Below are 18,404 nucleotides of genomic sequence, written 5' to 3' on the forward strand. Positions count from 1 at the left end.
ACCCGTGCCCTCCTCCGGCCGGCCGAAGCCACCCGGATGGACCAAACGCGCGCCAGGATGGCTTCGTTGGGCGGAACCCGGAGTGCGGTGCCGACCGACCGCGGGTCAGATGGACACGTGCGATCACCCATACGCCTCCACCGCAGCCGCTCACGCCTGGCCCTCACGGCAGCCCTGACCGGCCTCCTCCTCGCCCTGCCCGCTCCGTCCGCCCTGGCCGGCACCGGCCCCGACGCCCCGGAGATACCCGTGCGGGGCAGCGCCTACATGGGCATGGGCGTCCTCGCCCACGACGGGGCCGGCGACGATTCCGACGCCCCCCTCGGCACCGACACCCCGCCCACCGCCACGCGTGCCACCCAGACCGAGGGTGTCGACGTCTCCAGTCACCAGCGCGACGTCGACTGGCCGACGCTGTGGGGCAGCAGCACCAAGTGGGCCTACACGAAGGCCTCGGAGGGGACCTACTACACCAACCCCTACTTCAAGCAGCAGTACGACGGCGCCTACGGCGTCGGCATGGTCCGCGGCGCCTACCACTTCGCGACCCCGGACACGAGCGGCGGCGCCACCCAGGCGGACTACTTCGTCGACCACGGCGGCGGCTGGACCAAGGACGGCAGGACCCTGCCCGGTGCCCTGGACATCGAGTGGAACCCCTACGGCGACGCCTGCTACGGCAAGTCCAAGAGCGGGATGGTCACCTGGATCCGCGACTTCCTGAACCGCTACAAGGACCGCACCGGCAGGGACGCGGTCATCTACACGGCCACCAGCTGGTGGACCGACTGCACCGGCGACTACGCCGGCTTCGGCAAGACCAATCCGCTGTGGGTCGCCCGCTACGCCTCCGCACCGGGCACGCTGCCCTCCGGCTGGTCGTCGTACACGATGTGGCAGTACACCTCCACCGGGAAGACGGTCGGCGACCACGACCGGTTCAACGGCGCCCTGGAGGAACTCCGCGACTTCGCCGGCGACTGACCCGTAGCGCGTCCGCGGCCCCTGATCCGACCCCTCGGTCGACCCTCAGTCCACGTCCACGTCCTCGAACAGCGCGTGCATCGCGCCGAGTACGCGCAGACACGCTTCGACGTCCCCCATGCTCAGGTCGCCGCCCACCTTCCGCAGCAGCTCGTGCTCGCGGCCGCGTACCGCCCCGATCGCCGTCAGGCCCGGGTCGGTGAGCCGGATCAGCGACGACCGGCGGTGCGCGGGGTTCGGGATGCTCTCCACCAGCCCCTGAGCGGCCGCGTCGTTCACCATGCGCTGCACGAACTGCCGGCTGAGTGCCTGCGCCCGGCCCATCTGCGGGACCGTCATCGGTCCGCCGGTGCGCAGCAGATCGAGCACCGCGCGCACACCGACCGACAGACCCTCGATCGGCGCGGCCTGCTCCACCTTGCGGTGCACCCGCCGGTAGAGCGGCCCGACCAGGTCGAAGACCTCGGTGAGGCGATCGGCCAGCTCGTCCCGGGACGGTTCGGCGTGGGTACTGCGGTCGTCCTTCATGGGAACAGGATGACACCTTGGTTGCCAACGCGCGCAAAAAATGACACCTTGGTTGTCATGAGTCTCGATCTGGCCTCCACGCCCGTCCGTTCGCTCCAGACCGCCGACGGCTGCCTCGCCTACCGCGAGGCCGGTTCCGGAACCCCCCTCGTCCTGCTGCACGGCGGCTTCACCGATCACCGCATGTGGGAGGAGCAGCTACGGGCCTTCGCGCCGAGCCACCGCGTCATCGCCTGGGACGCCCGCGGTCACGGCGCCTCCGACAACGCGACCGCGCCCTTCCGGCAGGTCGACGACCTCGCCGCGCTGCTCCGGGGCCTCGACGCCGCGCCGGCCGTGCTCGTCGGACTCTGCATGGGCGGCGGCATCGCCGTCGACTGCGCGCTGGAGTACCCCGAGCTGGTCCGCGCGGTCGTGGTCAGCGGGGTCGGCACCAGTGAGCCCGTCTTCAAGGACCCGTGGGTGCTGGAGGTGGCGGGCGCCCAGCAGGCCGCCCTGGCCGCCGGCGACCTGGCCGGCTGGGCCGACGCGTACCTGAGGTGGGCCGCCGGCCCGCACCGGGGCGTGGCCGACGTCGACCCCGAAGTGGTGCGCCTGCTCCGGGAGACGGGCCTCGGCACCCTGAGCAAGCACACTCCGGGCGAGCCCGACCATCATGTGCCCGTCACGCGGACCTGGGAGCGCGTGCCCGGCATCGAGGTTCCCCTCATCGCGGTCAACGGCGCCCTGGACTCCGCCGACCACCTCGCCATGGCCGCCCGGCTGACCGAACTCGTCCCGGGCGCCCGCACCGTGACGGTCCCGGACGCGGCGCACTACCCGAACATGGAGAACCCGGAGCGTTTCAACGCCGAACTGGCCGCGTTCCTGGAGAAGTTGCCGTAGTCGGACGGCGGCGACGAGAGCGGGGTGGGCGCACGGGTGCGTACGCGTGCGCCCGCCACGGGTGCGCGCCAGGGCCGAAGTCCTGTCAGGAGCGCCGCCGTTCGGGCGCGGTCGGCAGTGGTCGTGTTCCAGCCCGGGGTGATCGGCGACACCGAGACCCGGCCCGCCCCGACGGACGCGACGTCGGTGCCCGGCAGCTGGCGGCTCCAGGCCGCCGGTGCTGACGGCGATGGCGGGCACGCCGTTCTCCGCGGCCCTACGGCGGCGCCGACCGTGCCCGAATGGGTCGCCAGGGCCGCCAGGTCGGGGCCGTCGACCGCTCGGCTCCGGGTGCCGTACGCCGATCGTCGGCGCGTTGGAGATCTTGGTGCCGGCTTCACCAGGTCTCCGCGTACCCCCGCAAGGCCGTTGTCCGCCGGGCCCTTTCTCCGTGAGGTCCGGGGGGCGGTACCGTCGGCACCATGGCTGACCTGCGGCTGACCACCTCGTCCTACCTGGTCCTCGGCGTCATCGACAAACTCGGGGAGGCCAGCGCCTACGACGTGAAGGTGGAGGCCGGCCGTACCGTCGCGCCGTTCTGGTCCGTGCCGCACGCGCAGGTCTACGCGCAGTGCGACCGGCTCCTCGCGGCCGGGCTGCTGGCCCAGGTCCGGCAGGAGAGCGGGCGCAACCGCCGGGTGCTGACCCTGACCGAACAGGGCAGGCGGGCCCTGCGCGACTGGCTCGACGACCCCGAGTTCGTCCCGGTCGAGGCCCGTGAACGCGGCATCCTCAAACTGTGGTTCGGCGCCGACCCCGAGGCCCTCGTCCCCGGCCAACTCGGCGAGCACCGGCGGACGTTGGGTGAGTACGAGGAACTGGCCGAGAGTGTCGGCACGTTGCTGACCCCTGGACAGCGGGAGGCGCTCGAGTTCGGCATCCGCTACGAGCGGATGATGACCGAGTTCTGGGAGTGGGTCGGCCGGCGGGACGAACGCGCGCCAGACCGTTGACCTCGCCGCCGGTCGGCTCTACCGTCGGTAACCCCGATAGTCCAGAAGAGACTATCGGCATCCGGTGAGAACGGCGGGCCGAGCCGCCGACGAACGGGGGGTCGCCGTGCGCCCGTGGACGACGAGCACCTGGCGGCGTGCCGCCGCGGTGTCCGTGACGGTCGTGTGCCTCTGGTACGCGCCCATCGCGATGACCGAACTGTGGTCGTACGCACGCCCCGGTGCGCCCGCGCCCGGCGAGTGGCTGCTCGGGCAGCTGGTCTCGCCCCGGTACGTGGCCGACGCGCTGGCGACCCGGGTCGCCCCGTACCGGCACAGCCTGATCCCGATGATCGTGCACTCGGTGCTCGGCGGACTGCTCATGCTGCTGGGCCCCGCGCAGCTGCTGACCGCCGCACGCCGCCGGGCACGCCTGCACCGCGCATTCGGCGTCCTGTTCGCGGTGACCGTCTACGCGTCCATGGCGGGCGCCGGCCTCTACCTGGCCCGCACCGCGCCCGAGGACGCCTTCAGCGGGACCGCCTTCTGGATCGTCCTCGCCACGATCCTCGTCGGCACGGTCCTGAGCGTCACCTTCGGCATCCTCGCGGCCGTGAGCGGCTTCCCCGACCTGCACCAGCGCTGGCTGCTCCTGTGCTACGGCTACCTGCTCACCGCGCCGTTGCTGCGCATCGAGTGGGGCGCGCTCCCCGCGCTGCTGCCCGGTCTGCCGATGACGGAGATCAACCGGGTGGCGATCATGCACCTGGGGTCGCTCGTCGTGTTCGGCGCGCTGCTCGCCTCCCGCGCCCGGGACCGCCGGGACACCGTCGAGGGCCTCGGCCGCTCCTGGGCCCCGCTGCCCGTGACCGTCGGAGCCCATCTGGCCGGGGCGGCCGCCCTGGTGTGGATCGTGCGCGCCCTCTCCCTGTACGGCGCGGCCGGCCGGCGGCTGCTGGCGGGCTACCTGATCCCTTACGCCGTGGCGTACGCGGTCATGGCGCTCGGCGCGCGGCGCGCGGGCCGGGCGGGCCGTCCCTGGGCGCGCGAGGAGTGGCGCATCCAGCTCGTCGGGCTGTGTCTGGCGCCCGTGCTGTCCGCCGGTGCGGTGGCCGTCCTCGAACGCAGCCTGCGGCTCGGCCGGTTCACCGCGCTCACCTCGGGCGTCGCCGTCGGCTGCGGCATGACGGCCTTCGCGGCCACCCTCGTCGTGAGCCTGCGCCTGATGCACGCGCGCGAGGTCACCCGGCGCGCCCTGCCCGCCCCGCCGGCCACGCCCCGGGCGACGGCCCCGGTGGGATGACCGGTGCCGGGCGCGCGCCGGCAGCAGTACCGCGTCCGGCCCGCATGCCGACGGGCCTGCCGCCCGTTCGGAGCCCGATCGACGCGCTTGCCCGGATCGGCCCGCCGCGTCCGTTCGGTGCCCGGTCGGTGCGCCCGCTCGGATCCGCTCGCCGCACGTTCGGTGCCTGGTGGGCGAGCCTGCCCGGGGCGGCTCGCCGCGCCTTCGGTTCCCGCTCGGTGGGCCTGTCCGAACCGCTCGCCGTCCGATCGGAGCCCGGTCGGTGCGCCCGCTCGGATCCGCTCGCCGCACCTCCGGTGCCTGGTGGGCGAGCCCGCCCGGGGCGGCGCTCGGTGGGCCTGTCCGAACCGCTCGCCGTCCGATCGGAGCCCGGTCGGTGCGCCCGCTCGGGTCCACTTGCCGCACCTCCGGTGCCTGGTGGGCGAGCCCGCCCGGTTCGCTCGCCGCGCCTTCGGCCCCCGATCAATGAGCCCGCCCCGACCCGCCCGCCGCACCCCCGGCCCACCGGCCGCATCCTCGGCCCCCGATCACCGACCTCGCCCGGATCCTTCCGCCGCATCCCCGGCCCCCGATCGACGAACCCGTCCGACCCGCCCGCCCACTTTCGGAAACGGAACCCGCCATGGCCCACCCGACCGAGCCCGCCGTACCAAGTCCGGGCTCAGAGGACCCGCCCGCGGTCGCCCTCCCCACGCTCCCGCCCGGCCGGCCCCTGTCGGCCGGGGTGGCACTGCTGGCCGTCGCCGTCGCGGTGATCAACCTCCTCGTCGGCGGAGTGCTCACCGTCGTCGCCCTGACCGGGCACGTCCTCGGCGCCTGGCCGTCACCGGAACCGCTCACCCCCGGACTGGTCGGCGCGGGCATGCTGGGCACCGCGCCCGCGCTGTTCGCCGTCGCCCGTGCCACCACCTGGCAGGAGGCCCGCACGCTCGTCATGCCCCTGGCCGTGGTGCTGACCGGCCTGTTCGCGGTCAGCCTGCTCAACACACCCCGGCTGTACATCGGCCACGGCGGCCCGCTCGTCTCCGTGCTGTTCAGCCTCGGCTGGCTGCTCACCCTCGGTCTGCTGTGCGTGGCGGCGGCCGTCTCCCTGGCCGGGCAGGCCCTCACCCGCTCCGGGCCCGCCGTACCGCGTACCACCCCGCTGCCCGGCTGGGCGAAGCCGCCGCTCGCTGTGCTCGGTTCCTCCTGGCTCGGCATCGGTACCGGACTGCTCGTGCGGCCCGGTTTCTGGGCCGACTTCGTCCCCTGGCACACCAACCGGGTGGACGCGCAGGCCCTCGGTGTCTGGGCCCTCGCCCTGGGCGTGGGCGTCCTCGGCTCGCTCGCCGAGGACGACCTCGACCGCACCCGCGCGGCCCTGCTGTCCCTGCCCTGCACGGCCCTGGCCATGGCCGTCGTACTGGCCGCCCGGGCCCCCCACGTCGACTGGTCCTCCGGGCCCGGCCTGAGCCTGGCCGCCATGGTGGCCGGACTGCTGGCGGCCGGGGCGAGCGGCCACTTCCTGGTGCGGGGCGCCGCCGGCGGCCGGATCCTGGGGAACGCCGGTTAGGCTCGACGCGTGCCGCACGTCGAAATCCTCCAGCTGCTGGTCTCGCCGGTCCACCGGCTGGCGGGCCGGCCCGGCGACGGGATGCCCGAGCTGCCGCCCGGCGAGCTGGTCGGCACCGCCGAGGTGCGCGCGGGACTGGGCATCGTCGGGGACCGGTACTTCAACCACCCCGCCCACCGCAACGCGTCGATCACCCTGATGGCCGCCGAACGGATCCCGCGACCGGGCCCGCACGAGGCTGACCTGCTGCGGACCCGGCGCAACGTCCTGCTGCGCGGCGTCGACATCGACGCCTACATCGGTGCGACCGTCTACCTCGACTGCGGCTCGGGACCGGTCGACCTGGCGGTGCGCAGCGCGGCCCGGCCGTGCGCCTGGATGGACACCACCGTCGGCCCCGGCGCGCAGCGCGCCCTGCGCGGCGGTGGGGGAGTCCGCTGCCGGCCGCTGACCGACGGCGTCCTCGCGGTGGGGCCGGCCGTGTTCGGCGTACGGGAACCTGCCCCGGCCCCGGGGACACGACTCACTACCGGATGAGTACGGCTACTCAGGCGCCCCGCTCCCTCGATTCGCAAAGCTGAGGGCATGACGACGCCCTCTCCGACGACGTACCCGCCCCGCCCGGACTCCGCCCCTCGGCCCGCGCCTACCCGGGCGCGCCGCGCGTCGGTCGGCGGACTCGTGGCGCTGCTCCTCGCCGTCGCGTGCGGTGCGGCGGCCCTCTGGCCGACCCGTGGCGGGGACTCAGACCCGCTGGCGGGCCGCCCCCGGGTCACGGACACCCGGGCCGGCCTCTCCTACGGCGTCCCGGACGGCTGGACGCACGACCCGGCCAAGGACCAGGACCTGATCGACGCCTTCTCCTCGCAGATCACCGGCAGGACCCACGGGGCGGCCGCCACCACCGGTGCCACCGTGCTCGCGGGCCGCGCGGGCCGTCCGGTGTCCCGCGCCGACCTGCGCCGCACCACGGAGGCCGCCGCCCGCTCCAACGCCGGGTTCTTCTTCCCGGACCGGCCGGCCACCCTGGAGGAGTCGCACAGCACGGTCGTCGACGGCCGTCCTGCGCACACCGCCGTCCTGCGCGTCACCGGAGACACCGGCGGGCGGCTGGAGATGACCCTGCTGACCGCCCCCGGCGGCCGCACCTCCTTCCTGCTGGGTGTCGTCACCGGCGAGCCGGATCCGGCACTCGTCGAGGACCTCCACGACGTCCTCGCCTCCACCACCGTCGACTGAGCCGCCGGGGTCAGGTCCCCGAGGCGATCAGCTGGTCGGCCAGCCGGTGGGCCTGCGCGAGCAGCGCGCCGTAGGTGGCGAGCTCGTCGGGGTCACCCGTCGCGGACCGGGCCAGGTCCCGGCGCAGGTCATGCAGCGTGCCCCGCAGGTCCGCCACCGCGTCGCGCAGTTCGTCCTCTCGCTTGTGGTCGAACCGGCTCTGGCCGTAGGCCCGCAGGGCGCGGGCGGACCGGTACAGGAACTCCGCGTAGTGGCGCGCGAGATCCGGGTGCGGGCGGCGCGCCGGACGGTCCTCGGCAGCGGCTTCCAGCACCGTCCGGGTGACCCCCGCGGTGTGCACCGCGGCGTAGTCCAGCACCAGGACGGCGTCGTCGTACTCCTTGCCCACCGGCGGGACGGGGCCCCGGTGGCGGTGCCGCAGGTTGCCGCGCAGGCTCTCCCGGCCCCACTCGACCGTCGAGTGGGCCTGTTCCACCAGCCGGCGCAGCCGCAGGGCCCGTTCGTGCCAGACGCCGGCCTCCTCGGTGTCCCAGCGGTCCTCCGCCAGCCCGTCCGCCACCGCCCGCAGGATGTCGTGGGCCTCCTCGGTCGCGTCCTGGAGCACGGCCTCGCTGTCCCGCAGGTACAGCGGCGGCCGGATCAGCGCGTTGACGGCGATGCCCACCACCGCCCCGAACAGGGCCTCGCCGAGCCGGGCCGCGGAGGTGGTGACCGTGACGGCGCCGTTGGTCAGGACGAACAGAGCGCCGGTGGCCGCGTAGATGCCCTGGCTGCCCAGCCGTCCCCATTGGCCCAGCAACAGGGCCAGGGGCAGCACCACGGCCATCGCGACGACCGTGTCGTGCACCAGCAGCCCGATCGCGGTGGCCACGACCGTGCCCGCCGCGATCGCCGCCAGCTGCTGGAGTCCGTGCGCGATCGACCGGTACACCGTCGACTCCACCAGGACGACCGCCACCCACGGCGCGACGAACGCCACCGGGGCGTGCAGCCACCAGCCCGACACCGCCCAGGCCAGCCAGGCGGCCAGCGCCGCCTTCGCCGCCTGGACGACCAGATCCCGCTCCCGGCCCGGGCCCGCCCAGGCCCGGCGCACACCCTGCGCCGCGGCCGTCACATCACGCCACAGCGCCTGTCCGTTCACTCGTATCCCACGCACACCGCCCCGGGTGCCACCCAGCGCACCCTCCATGCAGAGTTCCTGCACAGAAGGGGTGCGGCTGCGGCACCTCACCGTCACGGAGGCGCCGGGCGCAGGGCGCTCAGCACCGCCCAGACCACGGAGACGAACGGGACGGCCACCACGGCGCCGATGACGCCGGCGAGGACGCTGCCCCCGATCACCGACACCGCGACGACCAGCGGGTGCAGCCGCACGGCCCAGCTCAGCACCAGCGGATGCAGCACATGTCCTTCGAGCTGGCCGATCACGACGATGAGCACCAGCACGGCCAGGGCCGTGAGCGGCCCCCGCCCCGCCAGCGCGACGATCGTGGCGACCCCGAGCGCCACCGGCGAACCCACGAGCGGGACGAAAGCGGCGAAGAACTCCAGCAGGGCCAGCGGCAGCGCGAGCGGTACCCGGAGCACGAGCAGGGCCACACCCACCAGCACGGCGTTGGTGGCGGCGACGATGATGATGCCGCGCGTGTACCCGGCGAAGGTCCGCCAGGCCGCCCTGCCGGCCCGGTCCCAGCGAGCTCGGGCTCCGCTCGGCAGCAAGTGGTCGCGCGCCCAGGCCCACAGCCGCTCGCCGGAATGGAGGAAGAAGACCGAGGCGAACAGCGCGAGCACCGCCCCCGTGGCCACCTCGACCACCCGGCCGAGACCGCTGACGGCGTTGCTGAGCAGGTCCGACCGGTGCGCGGAGACGTAGTGCGTCAGCTGCTGCTGGAGATCGGAGAGCTTGCCGGGCCCGAGCCGGAACGGCGGCCCCTGCAGCCACTGCTCGATCCGGTGCACACCGCCGCGGAAGTCGCCCGCCAGCCGGGACGACTCGCCCGCCACCGCGTTGCCCACGAGGGCGAGCAGGGCGAACAGCACCATCAGACTGCCGACCAGGGCCACGGCGACGCTCAGTGACCTGGGCAGCACCCGGTTGATCAGGTCCGTCGGCGGGCGCAGGACGGACGTCACGACCAGTGCGAGGAACAGGGCCACGGCGATGAGCTGGAAGCGGCCGAGGATGCTGAAGACGCCGTAGACGACGATGCCGACGAGGATGAGCCGCCACGAGTAGGCGGCGGCGATCCGCAGCCACGGCACCGTCCGCTCGGCCCTTTGCACCGGCGGCTCGGTGCGGTGCGGGACGGGAAGCCGAACGGAGTGTCCGGGGCGGCTGCCCAGCACCGGGCCCACCGCAGGGCGTCCCCCTCCCGGCCCCGCCGCCCGCCGACGCGCATCGCCCACCGCTGCTCCCGCCTGTTCGCCCTCCCGGGACGCTCGGTCACCTCCCGAGAACCGTAAGCACAGGGCGGGGGCGGGGGCCCGTGGTGTGCGCCCGCGCGGGTGCAGGTCACGGGGGCCGCTCGCGCACAGGAACTTCACATCGGCCGGGGGTGGAGATGCGTGGTCAGGGCATTCGGAGGGGGTAGTCGGCACGGAGGGGAGAGCCTCCAGTGACAGTCATCGCGGTTCTGCTGCTTCCCGTCCTCGGCATCCTGCTGTACGGACTGGACCAGGTCGAGGACCGGTGGGTCGTCCGGCCCCCGAGGTCCCGGCACGCGCGCCCCCGCCGACGCCACCGCATGAAGCCGGGCCGCCACTGACGGACCGGTCCGGCCGCCGGGCCGTGTACGGCCTGCCCAACCCGGCCTGGCCTCACTCAGCCCGGCCTCACTCAGCCCGGACCCGCTCAGCCCAGCTCCTCGGCGGCCCGTTCCGTCGGCAGCAGTACGCGGATGTCCGCGGGCAGCGCGCCCGCCATGCGCTCGGTCAGTTCGGGGGCGAGGGCGGCGTCGAGCACCTCCAGCACGGCGGCGGCCTCCTCCAGCGCGGTGTCCTCGTCGGTGCCCGCCCGGTCGGCGATGCGTCCCGCGAAGGCGGTCAGCCCGAACCGTTCACCGGCCGTACCGGAGTCGGCCCCGGCGGCGTCAGCGGCGTCGGCTGCCTCCCGCATCGCCGCTCCCATGTCGGGCGGCAGCTGGGCGGCCACATGGCGGGCCAGTCCGGACGGAAGCCGTTCCGACAGTGTGCTCACGACCGCATGGGCGGCCCGCTCGGCAGAACCTCGGTCGGGCAGGCGGGCGAGCACCTGCACCTTTCCGATCATCTCGTCGTGATGCATGAGGCCGGTCCCTTCGTCAGGAGGTCCTCTCGGCGCGATACGTCCAGAATCCCGCCGGGCTGCCCTCTCCGCGCGGCGTGTCCGGCCCCGCCGTGGCGGCCGGGAGGCCGCGCGCCGACCGAGTACCCCGGGGGCCGGGTGGCGTCGCGGGCCGGGGCACTTCTCCACCGGCCCTCGCGTGCCGGGGCTCCGACCGCGTCCGGGACCGGGTCCCTCGGCGGCGGCCCGCCGGAAGGGGCCCGGCGCCGCTCAGTCCTCGGCCGTCTGCTGCGTCCACGTCCACGCGTACTGCAGCCAGTCCGAAACCGTCAGGGCGCCGAGCCCCGCGCAGACCAGGCGGGTGAGCCGCGGGGACGCCGTGTAGGAGGCGACCAGGGCACCGGCGGCCCACGCCGCCGTACAGAACGGGCAGGACACCAGGTCGCCGACGGCACGCCGGAACCCGCTGCCCCGCGGCTCGTCCATGACCTCGCTCGCCTCACCGTCGCCCGCCCGGCGCGTGAACGGCGCCCGGAGGAAACTGGTGATCTTGTCCCGGGTCAGCACCCGCGACGCCTTGTACGTCCCCGCACCCAGCAGCGCGACGTCCCACGGCGGCACCTCCTCCGGCAGCCGTACGCCCCGGCGCCGGGCCAGCACCGCGAAGGTGCCGGCGCTCGCCACGAACACGGAGGCGAGGGCGGCATAGCCCCCCAGCGGGGCATCGCCCCGGTCGTCGTAGTGTGCGGTCACCGTCGTCATGAGACCTCCCTGACCTCCTCGTCGCGCGGTCCTGCCACGGGCGCGCACCGAGTTCCCCGGGGTGAGGGGGCGACACCTGGCCCGGCGGCCTCGCGCACGCACCGGAGCGGGCCTCGGGCCGAACCGGTCCTGGCCTCACCCCTGGCCACCCCCAGCGCACGCGCCGGCGCGGGGCCGGGACGTGGGCGATGCCACATATGACCTGGTTCGCACTCCCTCCCGGAGGCAGCGGGCGGCAGGCTACCGTTGCGTGACAGCCCCTGTTCCCTCGCCCCCCGGACGGCCCGGCCTTGCTGAACGACCTGTCCTCCCTCATCGCCGCGACGGCACGCTGGCTGACGGTCTCCTACCCGTCGTCGGGCGGTGCGCTGGCCTCCGCCCTGTGCGAGGCGCAGGCCCGTCAGGCGGTGACCGTCGCGGCCTGGCTGCGGTACCCGACCGAGATCGACGCGGCCCTCGTCACCATGGCCGGACCGGGCGGCGCCGACCGCCTCGACTGGATCACCGGAGCCGAGCAGCGCGGCACCATGTGCGCCGAGGACTGGGCCTGGTGCACCTGGGTGGACGAGGTCGTGGCCAGCTGGGCGGCCTGCCTGCTCACCGACCCGGAGCTGGCGGGGCTCGCCGTCGACGCCCTCGCCGAGGGCGAGCACCCCTCGTCCGGCCCGGCCGAGTTCCGGCGGCTGGTCGACCCCGACGACGGCGACCGCCGCGCCGCCGCCCTGCTGCGCCACCCCGACCTCCTCGCCCCCGTGGCCGACCTGCACCACGAGCAGCTGCTCGACCGGCTCGGCCAGGGCCGCGCCCTCGCCGCCTGACCGTCGCGCCCCGCGGTACGCGACCCCGTCGCCGTAGGCACCGGGGCGCGAACGGCGGACCCGGGCGTCGGACGTCCGACTCCGCCGGAACCAGGCCCCTCACGCGGACGCGCCGTACGGCGGGCCGCGCATCCGGATGCGGACGGCCGGCCGGGCGCGCCCGTGCGAGTTCCGTACCGGGCCCCTACGCCGCCCGGACGGCGGCCGACGGGCCGGCCGCCGAGGGGTATGGCTCGGCCATGACGTTCAAGAATCCCGTGCATCGCGGTGGCGCGCGCCGCGGCCGGTTCGAGCAGTTCGCCGAGTACGCCTCCAACTTCACCAGCTCCCCGGCCTTCTTCGCCTTCTGCCTGCTCCTCGTCGGCTTCTTCGTCGCGGCCCACGCCGCGCACCTGCGGCTGGAGGTGCTCCTGCTCGCCGGCGAGTCCATGACCGCGGTGACCCTGCTGCTCCTCGCCCTGCTCAAGAACGCCGAGATGCGCGCCGAGCACGCCATCCAGCGCAAGCTCGACGCGATCGCCGGGGCCCTGCTGGCGGCACACCCGGATGTGCGGAGCCAGGCGTTCGAGGATCTGCGCAATGCGATCCGGATGGAGGAAGAGACCTGAGCGGCGCGGGCGAAACGCCGTCGGGGTCCTTCCGGGCACCCGGAACAGGGACGAACATGCCGTGTCATGGACATTCTGCTCGTCGCCAGCGCGTTCAACAGCCTCACCCAGCGCCTGTACGCCGAACTCTCGGACCACGGGCACCACGTGGATGTCGTCCTCGCCTCGCACGGCCCCGACCCGGTCCGCGCCGCCGTACGTGAACTGCGGCCGGAACTGGTCGTCGCGCCGATGCTCAAGACCGCCCTGCCGGAGGACGTCTGGCGGGAGCACACCTGCCTGATCGTGCACCCGGGTCCGCCCGGTGACCGCGGGCCGTCCTCGCTGGACTGGGCCATCGCCGAAGAGGCACCCCGGTGGGGCGTGACCGTGCTCCAGGCCGAGGCCGCGATGGACGCCGGCCCGATCTGGGCGGCCGAGTCCTTCCCGGCACCCCCGGTCGGCAAGAGCGACCTCTACCGCAACGAGGCCTCCGACGCCGCCGCCACCGCCGTCCTGACCGCCGTACGGCGCTACGCCGAAGGCGCCCACAAGCCCCTCCCGCAGAGCCACGATTCCGTCGACGTCGTCTGGCGCGACGCCTTCCGGCAGGAGCGGCGGCGCATCGACTGGGCGCACGACGACACCACGACCGTGCTGCGCAAGCTCCGCGGCGCCGACTCCCAGCCCGGAGTCCTGGACGAACTCCTCGGCCGGGAGATGTTCCTGCACGGCGGCCACCCGGAGGACCGGCTGCGCGGCCGCCCCGGCGACCTGCTCGCCCAGCGCGCCGGCGCCGTCTGCCGCGCCACCCGGGACGGCGCGGTCTGGATCCCGGAACTGCGCCCCCGCAAGAAGTCCGGCGACCCCGCGCCCTTCCGCCGGCCGGCCGCGGCCGTCCTCGCCGACATCACGGGCGAGCGCGTCCCGCGGCTCGCGGAGGACCCGGTCCCCTTCGAACTGCCCGCCGGCCGGCGCACCTGGACCGACATCCGCTACCGGCAGCACGGCGAGGTCGGCTTCCTCGGCTTCTCGTTCCCCGGCGGCGCGATGAGCACCCTGCACTGCCGCCGACTGCTCGCCGCGTACGAGTACGCGCTCACCCGCCCCACCCGGGTGCTCGTCCTCGGCGGAGCGCGCGACTTCTTCTCCAACGGCATCCACCTGAACGTCATCGAGGCCGCCCTGGACCCGGCCCGGGAGTCGTGGGCCAACCTCAACGCCATGGACGACCTCGTCGAGGCGGTGCTGCGCACCACCGACCGGCTCGTCGTGGCCGCCCTCGCCGGGAACGCGGCAGCGGGCGGCGCCATGCTGGCCCTCGCCGCCGACCAGGTCTGGTGCCGCACCGGCACCGTTCTCAACCCGCACTACCGGCGCATGGGCCTGTACGGCTCCGAGTTCTGGACGTACTCCCTGCCCCGCCGGGTCGGCCCCGAGCAGGCCGAGCGGCTGACCACCGAGGCGTTGCCGGTCAGCGCCGCGACCGCCGAACGGCTCGGACTCGCCGACCGCCTCGTACCGGCCGCACCGCGGGACTTCGCGGCCGAGGTGGAGCGACTCGCCGCCGGCCTCGCCGCCGCGCCCGACCTGGACCGGCGCATCACCGCCAAGGCGGCCGCCCGCGCCGCCGACGAACGACAACGCCCCCTCGCCGACCACCGGAAGGCCGAGATGGCCCGCATGCACCACACCTTCTTCGACCCCATGGCCGCCTACCACACCCTGCGTGCGGCCTTCGTCCGCAAGACGCCCGACGGCTCCGCGCGCCCCCTCGACATCCCCTTCGGGGACCTCCGATGACGCCCCGGCTGCTGGTCGCCGGCGTCGGCAACATCTTCCTGGCCGACGACGCGTTCGGCCCCGAGGTGATCCGCGCCCTCGAACACCGCCCGCTGCCGCCCGAGGCCCGTGTGCACGACTACGGCATCCGCGGCATGGACCTCGCCTACGCCCTGCTGGACGGCTACCCCACCGCACTCCTGGTCGACGCCGCCCGGCGCGGGCACCCGCCCGGCACCCTCTCCCTGATCGAGGCCGAACCCCCCGACGGCACCGTCCCGCCCGAGGCCCACGGCATGGACCCGGCGAAGGTCCTCGCCCTGGCCACGCACCTGGGCGACGAGCCCCTGCCCCGGGTCCTGGTACTGGCCTGCGAACCCGAGCTGCTGCCGAGGGACGACGATCTCCTGCCCGGGCTCAGCGCACCGGTGCGGGCAGCCGTCGACCGGGCCGTGGACGCGCTCCACTCACTGGTCCCCGCCCTGCTGGCCGACCCCGCCGGGCCCCTGCCGCCGTTGGGCCGCCCGGTGGAATCCGGCACCCCTCGTCCGGCTGCGCTGCCGGGCACAACGCCCGGCGGCGTCGAGAATCGGTGAACCCCGGGCCCCACGCGACGCGGCCCGGACCCCCTCACCGACCTTGCGAGGAGCAGCGCCCATGTGCGGGTCCGACGTCAAACAGGCCGTACTGGCGAAGAACGACGGCCTGGCCGCCGACCTGCGCGGCGACCTGGCCCGGCAGGGCGTCACCCTGGTGAACCTGCTGTCGAGCCCCGGCAGCGGCAAGACCGAACTCCTCGGCCGGACCCTGGCCCTCGCGGTCGAGCGCGGCCTCCCCGTGGCCGCGCTCACCGCGGACCTCGCCACCGAGAACGACGCGGTCCGGCTGGCCCGCTCCGGCGCCCCCGTCCAGCAGCTGCTCACCGACGGGCTCTGCCACCTGGAAGCACGGCAGGTCCGCACCCGGCTGGACGGCTGGCTGCCGGCGGACACCGCCGTGCTCTTCGTGGAGAACGTCGGCAACCTCGTCTGCCCGGCCGCCTACGACCTCGGCGAGACCCTGCGGGTCGTCCTGATGGCGGTCACCGAGGGCGAGGACAAACCCCTGAAGTACCCCACCGCGTTCGGCTCGGCCCACCTGGTCGTCGTCACCAAGACCGACCTGGCCGAGCCGGCCGGCTTCGACGAGACCGCCTTCCGGGCGAACGTCCACCGGGTCAACCCGGGCGTGGAGATCGTCCGGTCCTGCGCCCGCACCGGGGACGGCGTCGACATCCTGCTGGAGCACGCCCTCGCCGCCCGCGACAGCGCCCCGCCGCACCGACCGCCCCTCGCCCCGCACCCCCACGGCCACCACCACCCCGAGTCCGCCCCCGTCGCGTGACCGCCCCCGCCACCGGCCCGGTGCGCCGCCGGCTCACCGTGCGCGGCACCGTGCAGGGCGTCGGCTTCCGCCCGCACGTGCACCGCCTGGCCGCCGGACTCTCCCTCGCCGGATTCGTCGGCAACATCGGTGACGGGGTGCTCATCGAGGTGGAAGGCCCGGCCGGCGAGGTGGACCGGTTCTGCGCCCTGCTCGCCGAGCAGCCGCCGCCCCTCGCGGCCGTGACCGCGGTCGCCGGCGAGGACCTGCCCGCCACCGGCGAGAGCGGCACCTTCACCATCCGCACCACCGAGCGGTCCCCGGGCCGCACCCAGCTCCCACCCGACACTGCGACCTGCGCCGACTGCCTGTCCGAGCTGTCCGACCCGGCCGACCGCCGCCACCGGCACCCCTTCATCACCTGCACCCACTGCGGCCCCCGGTTCACCGTCGCCACCGGCATGCCGTACGACCGCGCCGTCACGACCATGGCCGGCTTCCCCATGTGCCCCCCGTGCGCACGCGAGTACGGCGACCCCGCCGACCGGCGTTTCCACGCCCAGCCCGTCGCCTGCCCCGACTGCGGGCCGCGGCTCGCCCTGACCCCGGCCGCCGGCAGCGGCGCCCGCCCCGCCCGGGACGGAGAGGCGATCGCCACCGCCCGCGCGCTGCTCGCCGCCGGACGGATCGTCGCCGTCAAGGGGGTCGGCGGCTACCACCTGGCCTGTGACGCCACCGACACCCGGGCCGTCGGGGCCCTGCGCGACCGCAAGGAGCGGGGCGGCAAGGCCTTCGCGGTGATGTGCGCCGACCTGACCACGGCCGAGCGGATCGCACTGCTCTCCGACGCGGAACGGGCCGCCCTCACCAGCGCCCGCCGCCCCATCGTCCTGCTGCGCCGCCGCACACCCCCGGACGGCCTCCGCCTCGCCGAGCAGGTCTGCCCGGGCAGCCCGCACCTCGGCGTCCTGCTGCCCTACACCCCCGTCCACACCCTGCTGTTCGGACTGCCCGGCGATCCCCCCGGCCCCCGGGCGCTGGTCATGACCAGCGGCAACCGCTCCGGTGAACCCATCGTCACCGACGACACCGAGGCGCTGACCAGGCTGGCCGGCCTCGCCGACGCCTGGCTCACCCACGACCGGCCGATCGCCTCGCCCTGCGACGACTCCCTGCTCCGGGTCCGCCCCGACGGCACCGAACAGGTGGTGCGCCGCTCCCGCGGCTACGTGCCCCGCCCGCTGCGGCTGCCGGTCCCGGTCCGGCCCACCCTCGCGGCCGGCGGCGACCTCAAGAACGTCCTCTGCCTGGGCGAGGGCGAGCACGCCTGGTTCGGGCCGCACATCGGGGACATGGGCGAACTCGCCACCCTCGAGGCCGCCGACCGGGCCGAGCGCCACCTGGCCCGCCTCACCGGGGTCACCCCGCGCCTGGTGGCCGCCGACCGGCACCCCGGATACCACTCGACCGCCCGGGCCCGCAGAAGCGCGAGCCGGCTCGGCGCCGGCGCCCCGGTCCTGGTCCAGCACCACCACGCCCACGTCGCCTCCGCGATGGCCGAGCACGGCCTCGACGGCACCACGCCCGTGATCGGCGTCGCCTTCGACGGCACCGGGTACGGGGACGACCGCACGGTGTGGGGCGGCGAGATCCTGCTCGCCGACTACACCGGCTACCGGCGCTTCGCCCATCTGACCCCCGCCCCGCTGCCCGGCGGCGACGCGGGCGTGGCCAACCCGTGCCGGCTGGCGCTCGCCCGGCTCTGGGCGGCCGGGCTGCCGTGGACCCCCGCCCTGCCCAGCGTCATGGCCTGCTCGGACGTCGAGAAAGCCGTGCTGCGAAAGCAGTTGGAACGCCAGGCGGCCTGCGTCCCGACCTCCAGCATGGGCCGGCTCTTCGACGCGGTGTCCTCCCTGGTGGGTGTCTGCCACCGCGCGGAATACGAGGCCCAGGCCGCGATGGAGCTGGAGGCGGCGGCGCTGGAGGCGGCGGGCGACGACGCGGTGGCCCATCCCTTCGGTTTCGGGACGCGCGGCGAGATCGACCCGGCGCCCGCCCTGGCCGCGCTGCTGGACGACCAGTCCCGCGGCACCCCCGCCGCCGTCCTCGCGGCCCGCTTCCACCGCGGCGTCGCGCGGGCCGTCACCGAGATCTGCCGCCGGGCCCGCACGGCGACCGGCCTGACCACCGTCGCGCTGACCGGGGGTGTCTTCGTCAACGCCCTGCTGGAGGAGGAGTGCACCGCCCTGCTCACCCGGGAGGACTTCACGGTGCTGCGGCACGGCGACGTACCGCCCAACGACGGCGGGCTGGCGCTCGGCCAGCTGATGGTCGCGGGAACAGCAACCAACCACGAGACGGAGTGA

General features: G+C 74.8%; 19 protein-coding genes. 14 read left to right on the top strand and 5 right to left on the bottom strand.

Features of this window, described 5'->3' with window-relative positions:
• Window positions 1–129 precede the first annotated feature (129 nt).
• The gene (locus BLW57_RS36145; protein WP_371127872.1) at window positions 130–984 is read left to right on the top strand and encodes a lysozyme; all 855 of its coding nucleotides are present in this window, start codon (window positions 130–132) and stop codon (window positions 982–984) included.
• 45 nt (window positions 985–1,029) lie between these two features.
• Here the strand turns inward: BLW57_RS36145 and BLW57_RS36150 are convergent, their stop codons facing one another.
• Entirely contained in the window at window positions 1,030–1,512 is a 483-nt protein-coding gene (locus BLW57_RS36150) for a MarR family winged helix-turn-helix transcriptional regulator (RefSeq protein WP_093479910.1), read from the bottom strand.
• Between the two features lie 57 nt (window positions 1,513–1,569).
• Between BLW57_RS36150 and BLW57_RS36155 the strand changes: the two genes are divergently transcribed.
• From BLW57_RS36155 to BLW57_RS36180, 6 genes are all read left to right on the top strand, one after another.
• Entirely contained in the window at window positions 1,570–2,397 is an 828-nt protein-coding gene (locus BLW57_RS36155; protein ID WP_093479911.1) for an alpha/beta fold hydrolase, read from the top strand.
• Between the two features lie 461 nt (window positions 2,398–2,858).
• Window positions 2,859–3,389, top strand: coding sequence for a PadR family transcriptional regulator (locus BLW57_RS36160; RefSeq protein ID WP_093479912.1), 531 nt, complete (start codon window positions 2,859–2,861; stop codon window positions 3,387–3,389).
• 64 nt (window positions 3,390–3,453) lie between these two features.
• Window positions 3,454–4,671, top strand: coding sequence for a DUF2306 domain-containing protein (locus BLW57_RS36165; protein WP_256339675.1), 1,218 nt, complete (start codon window positions 3,454–3,456; stop codon window positions 4,669–4,671).
• A gap of 622 nt (window positions 4,672–5,293) precedes the next feature.
• Window positions 5,294–6,223, top strand: a complete 930-nt coding sequence (locus tag BLW57_RS36170) for a hypothetical protein (protein ID WP_093479913.1) — start codon at window positions 5,294–5,296, stop codon at window positions 6,221–6,223.
• A 9-nt stretch (window positions 6,224–6,232) separates the two neighbouring features.
• The gene (locus BLW57_RS36175; protein WP_093479914.1) at window positions 6,233–6,760 is read left to right on the top strand and encodes a molybdenum cofactor biosysynthesis protein; all 528 of its coding nucleotides are present in this window, start codon (window positions 6,233–6,235) and stop codon (window positions 6,758–6,760) included.
• Between the two features lie 48 nt (window positions 6,761–6,808).
• Window positions 6,809–7,462 carry a hypothetical protein gene (locus BLW57_RS36180; RefSeq protein ID WP_143050183.1) on the top strand — a complete coding sequence of 218 codons (654 nt, stop codon included), beginning with the start codon at window positions 6,809–6,811 and terminating at the stop codon, window positions 7,460–7,462.
• Window positions 7,463–7,472: 10 nt separating this feature from the next.
• Here BLW57_RS36180 and BLW57_RS36185 read toward each other — a convergent pair whose 3' ends face one another.
• Together BLW57_RS36185 and BLW57_RS36190 are read right to left on the bottom strand one after the other, a co-directional pair.
• Window positions 7,473–8,654, bottom strand: coding sequence for an FUSC family protein (locus BLW57_RS36185; protein WP_107450027.1), 1,182 nt, complete (start codon window positions 8,652–8,654; stop codon window positions 7,473–7,475).
• 44 nt (window positions 8,655–8,698) lie between these two features.
• Window positions 8,699–9,871 carry an AI-2E family transporter gene (locus BLW57_RS36190; RefSeq protein ID WP_093479916.1) on the bottom strand — a complete coding sequence of 391 codons (1,173 nt, stop codon included), beginning with the start codon at window positions 9,869–9,871 and terminating at the stop codon, window positions 8,699–8,701.
• 209 nt (window positions 9,872–10,080) lie between these two features.
• Between BLW57_RS36190 and BLW57_RS41640 the strand changes: the two genes are divergently transcribed.
• Window positions 10,081–10,230 (top strand): hypothetical protein, encoded by a 150-nt coding sequence (locus BLW57_RS41640; protein WP_176985857.1) that lies wholly within the window; start codon window positions 10,081–10,083, stop codon window positions 10,228–10,230.
• 86 nt (window positions 10,231–10,316) lie between these two features.
• Here BLW57_RS41640 and BLW57_RS36195 read toward each other — a convergent pair whose 3' ends face one another.
• Together BLW57_RS36195 and BLW57_RS36200 are read right to left on the bottom strand one after the other, a co-directional pair.
• Entirely contained in the window at window positions 10,317–10,748 is a 432-nt protein-coding gene (locus BLW57_RS36195; RefSeq protein WP_093479917.1) for a DUF2267 domain-containing protein, read from the bottom strand.
• A gap of 249 nt (window positions 10,749–10,997) precedes the next feature.
• Complete coding sequence (locus BLW57_RS36200) at window positions 10,998–11,489, bottom strand: DUF1360 domain-containing protein (RefSeq protein ID WP_093479918.1); 492 nt, start codon at window positions 11,487–11,489, stop codon at window positions 10,998–11,000.
• Between the two features lie 290 nt (window positions 11,490–11,779).
• On the opposite strand from BLW57_RS36200, the gene BLW57_RS36205 reads away from it, so the two are divergent.
• From BLW57_RS36205 to hypF, 6 genes are all read left to right on the top strand, one after another.
• On the top strand, window positions 11,780–12,307 hold the full coding sequence (locus BLW57_RS36205; RefSeq protein WP_093479919.1) for a hypothetical protein: 528 nt from the start codon (window positions 11,780–11,782) through the stop codon (window positions 12,305–12,307).
• A 239-nt stretch (window positions 12,308–12,546) separates the two neighbouring features.
• Window positions 12,547–12,915 carry a hypothetical protein gene (locus BLW57_RS36210; protein ID WP_093479920.1) on the top strand — a complete coding sequence of 123 codons (369 nt, stop codon included), beginning with the start codon at window positions 12,547–12,549 and terminating at the stop codon, window positions 12,913–12,915.
• A 66-nt stretch (window positions 12,916–12,981) separates the two neighbouring features.
• Entirely contained in the window at window positions 12,982–14,697 is a 1,716-nt protein-coding gene (locus BLW57_RS36215; RefSeq protein ID WP_093479921.1) for an enoyl-CoA hydratase-related protein, read from the top strand.
• Entirely contained in the window at window positions 14,694–15,272 is a 579-nt protein-coding gene (locus BLW57_RS36220) for a hydrogenase maturation protease (RefSeq protein WP_093479922.1), read from the top strand. Before BLW57_RS36215 ends, BLW57_RS36220 begins: the two co-directional genes overlap by 4 nt.
• Window positions 15,273–15,333: 61 nt before the next feature.
• On the top strand, window positions 15,334–16,059 hold the full coding sequence (hypB, locus tag BLW57_RS36225; RefSeq protein ID WP_093479923.1) for a hydrogenase nickel incorporation protein HypB: 726 nt from the start codon (window positions 15,334–15,336) through the stop codon (window positions 16,057–16,059).
• Window positions 16,056–18,404, top strand: a complete 2,349-nt coding sequence (gene hypF, locus BLW57_RS36230; protein ID WP_093479924.1) for a carbamoyltransferase HypF — start codon at window positions 16,056–16,058, stop codon at window positions 18,402–18,404. Before hypB ends, hypF begins: the two co-directional genes overlap by 4 nt.

This window comes from Streptomyces sp. 1222.5 (assembly GCF_900105245.1).
GTDB classification, from domain to species: Bacteria; Actinomycetota; Actinomycetes; order Streptomycetales; family Streptomycetaceae; genus Streptomyces; species Streptomyces albidocamelliae.

Bases quoted from the DNA above. Each gene is read 5' to 3' on its own strand.
- BLW57_RS36150 (WP_093479910.1), bottom strand. From the start codon at position 1,512: ATGAAGGACGACCGCAGTACCCACGCCGAACCGTCCCGGGACGAGCTG.
- BLW57_RS36155 (WP_093479911.1), top strand. From the start codon at position 1,570: ATGAGTCTCGATCTGGCCTCCACGCCCGTCCGTTCGCTCCAGACCGCC.
- BLW57_RS36160 (WP_093479912.1), top strand. From the start codon at position 2,859: ATGGCTGACCTGCGGCTGACCACCTCGTCCTACCTGGTCCTCGGCGTC.
- BLW57_RS36170 (WP_093479913.1), top strand. From the start codon at position 5,294: ATGGCCCACCCGACCGAGCCCGCCGTACCAAGTCCGGGCTCAGAGGAC.
- BLW57_RS36180 (WP_143050183.1), top strand. From the start codon at position 6,809: ATGACGACGCCCTCTCCGACGACGTACCCGCCCCGCCCGGACTCCGCC.
- BLW57_RS36185 (WP_107450027.1), bottom strand. From the start codon at position 8,654: ATGGAGGGTGCGCTGGGTGGCACCCGGGGCGGTGTGCGTGGGATACGA.
- BLW57_RS36195 (WP_093479917.1), bottom strand. From the start codon at position 10,748: ATGCATCACGACGAGATGATCGGAAAGGTGCAGGTGCTCGCCCGCCTG.
- BLW57_RS36200 (WP_093479918.1), bottom strand. From the start codon at position 11,489: ATGACGACGGTGACCGCACACTACGACGACCGGGGCGATGCCCCGCTG.
- BLW57_RS36210 (WP_093479920.1), top strand. From the start codon at position 12,547: ATGACGTTCAAGAATCCCGTGCATCGCGGTGGCGCGCGCCGCGGCCGG.
- BLW57_RS36215 (WP_093479921.1), top strand. From the start codon at position 12,982: ATGGACATTCTGCTCGTCGCCAGCGCGTTCAACAGCCTCACCCAGCGC.
- BLW57_RS36220 (WP_093479922.1), top strand. From the start codon at position 14,694: ATGACGCCCCGGCTGCTGGTCGCCGGCGTCGGCAACATCTTCCTGGCC.
- hypB (WP_093479923.1), top strand. From the start codon at position 15,334: ATGTGCGGGTCCGACGTCAAACAGGCCGTACTGGCGAAGAACGACGGC.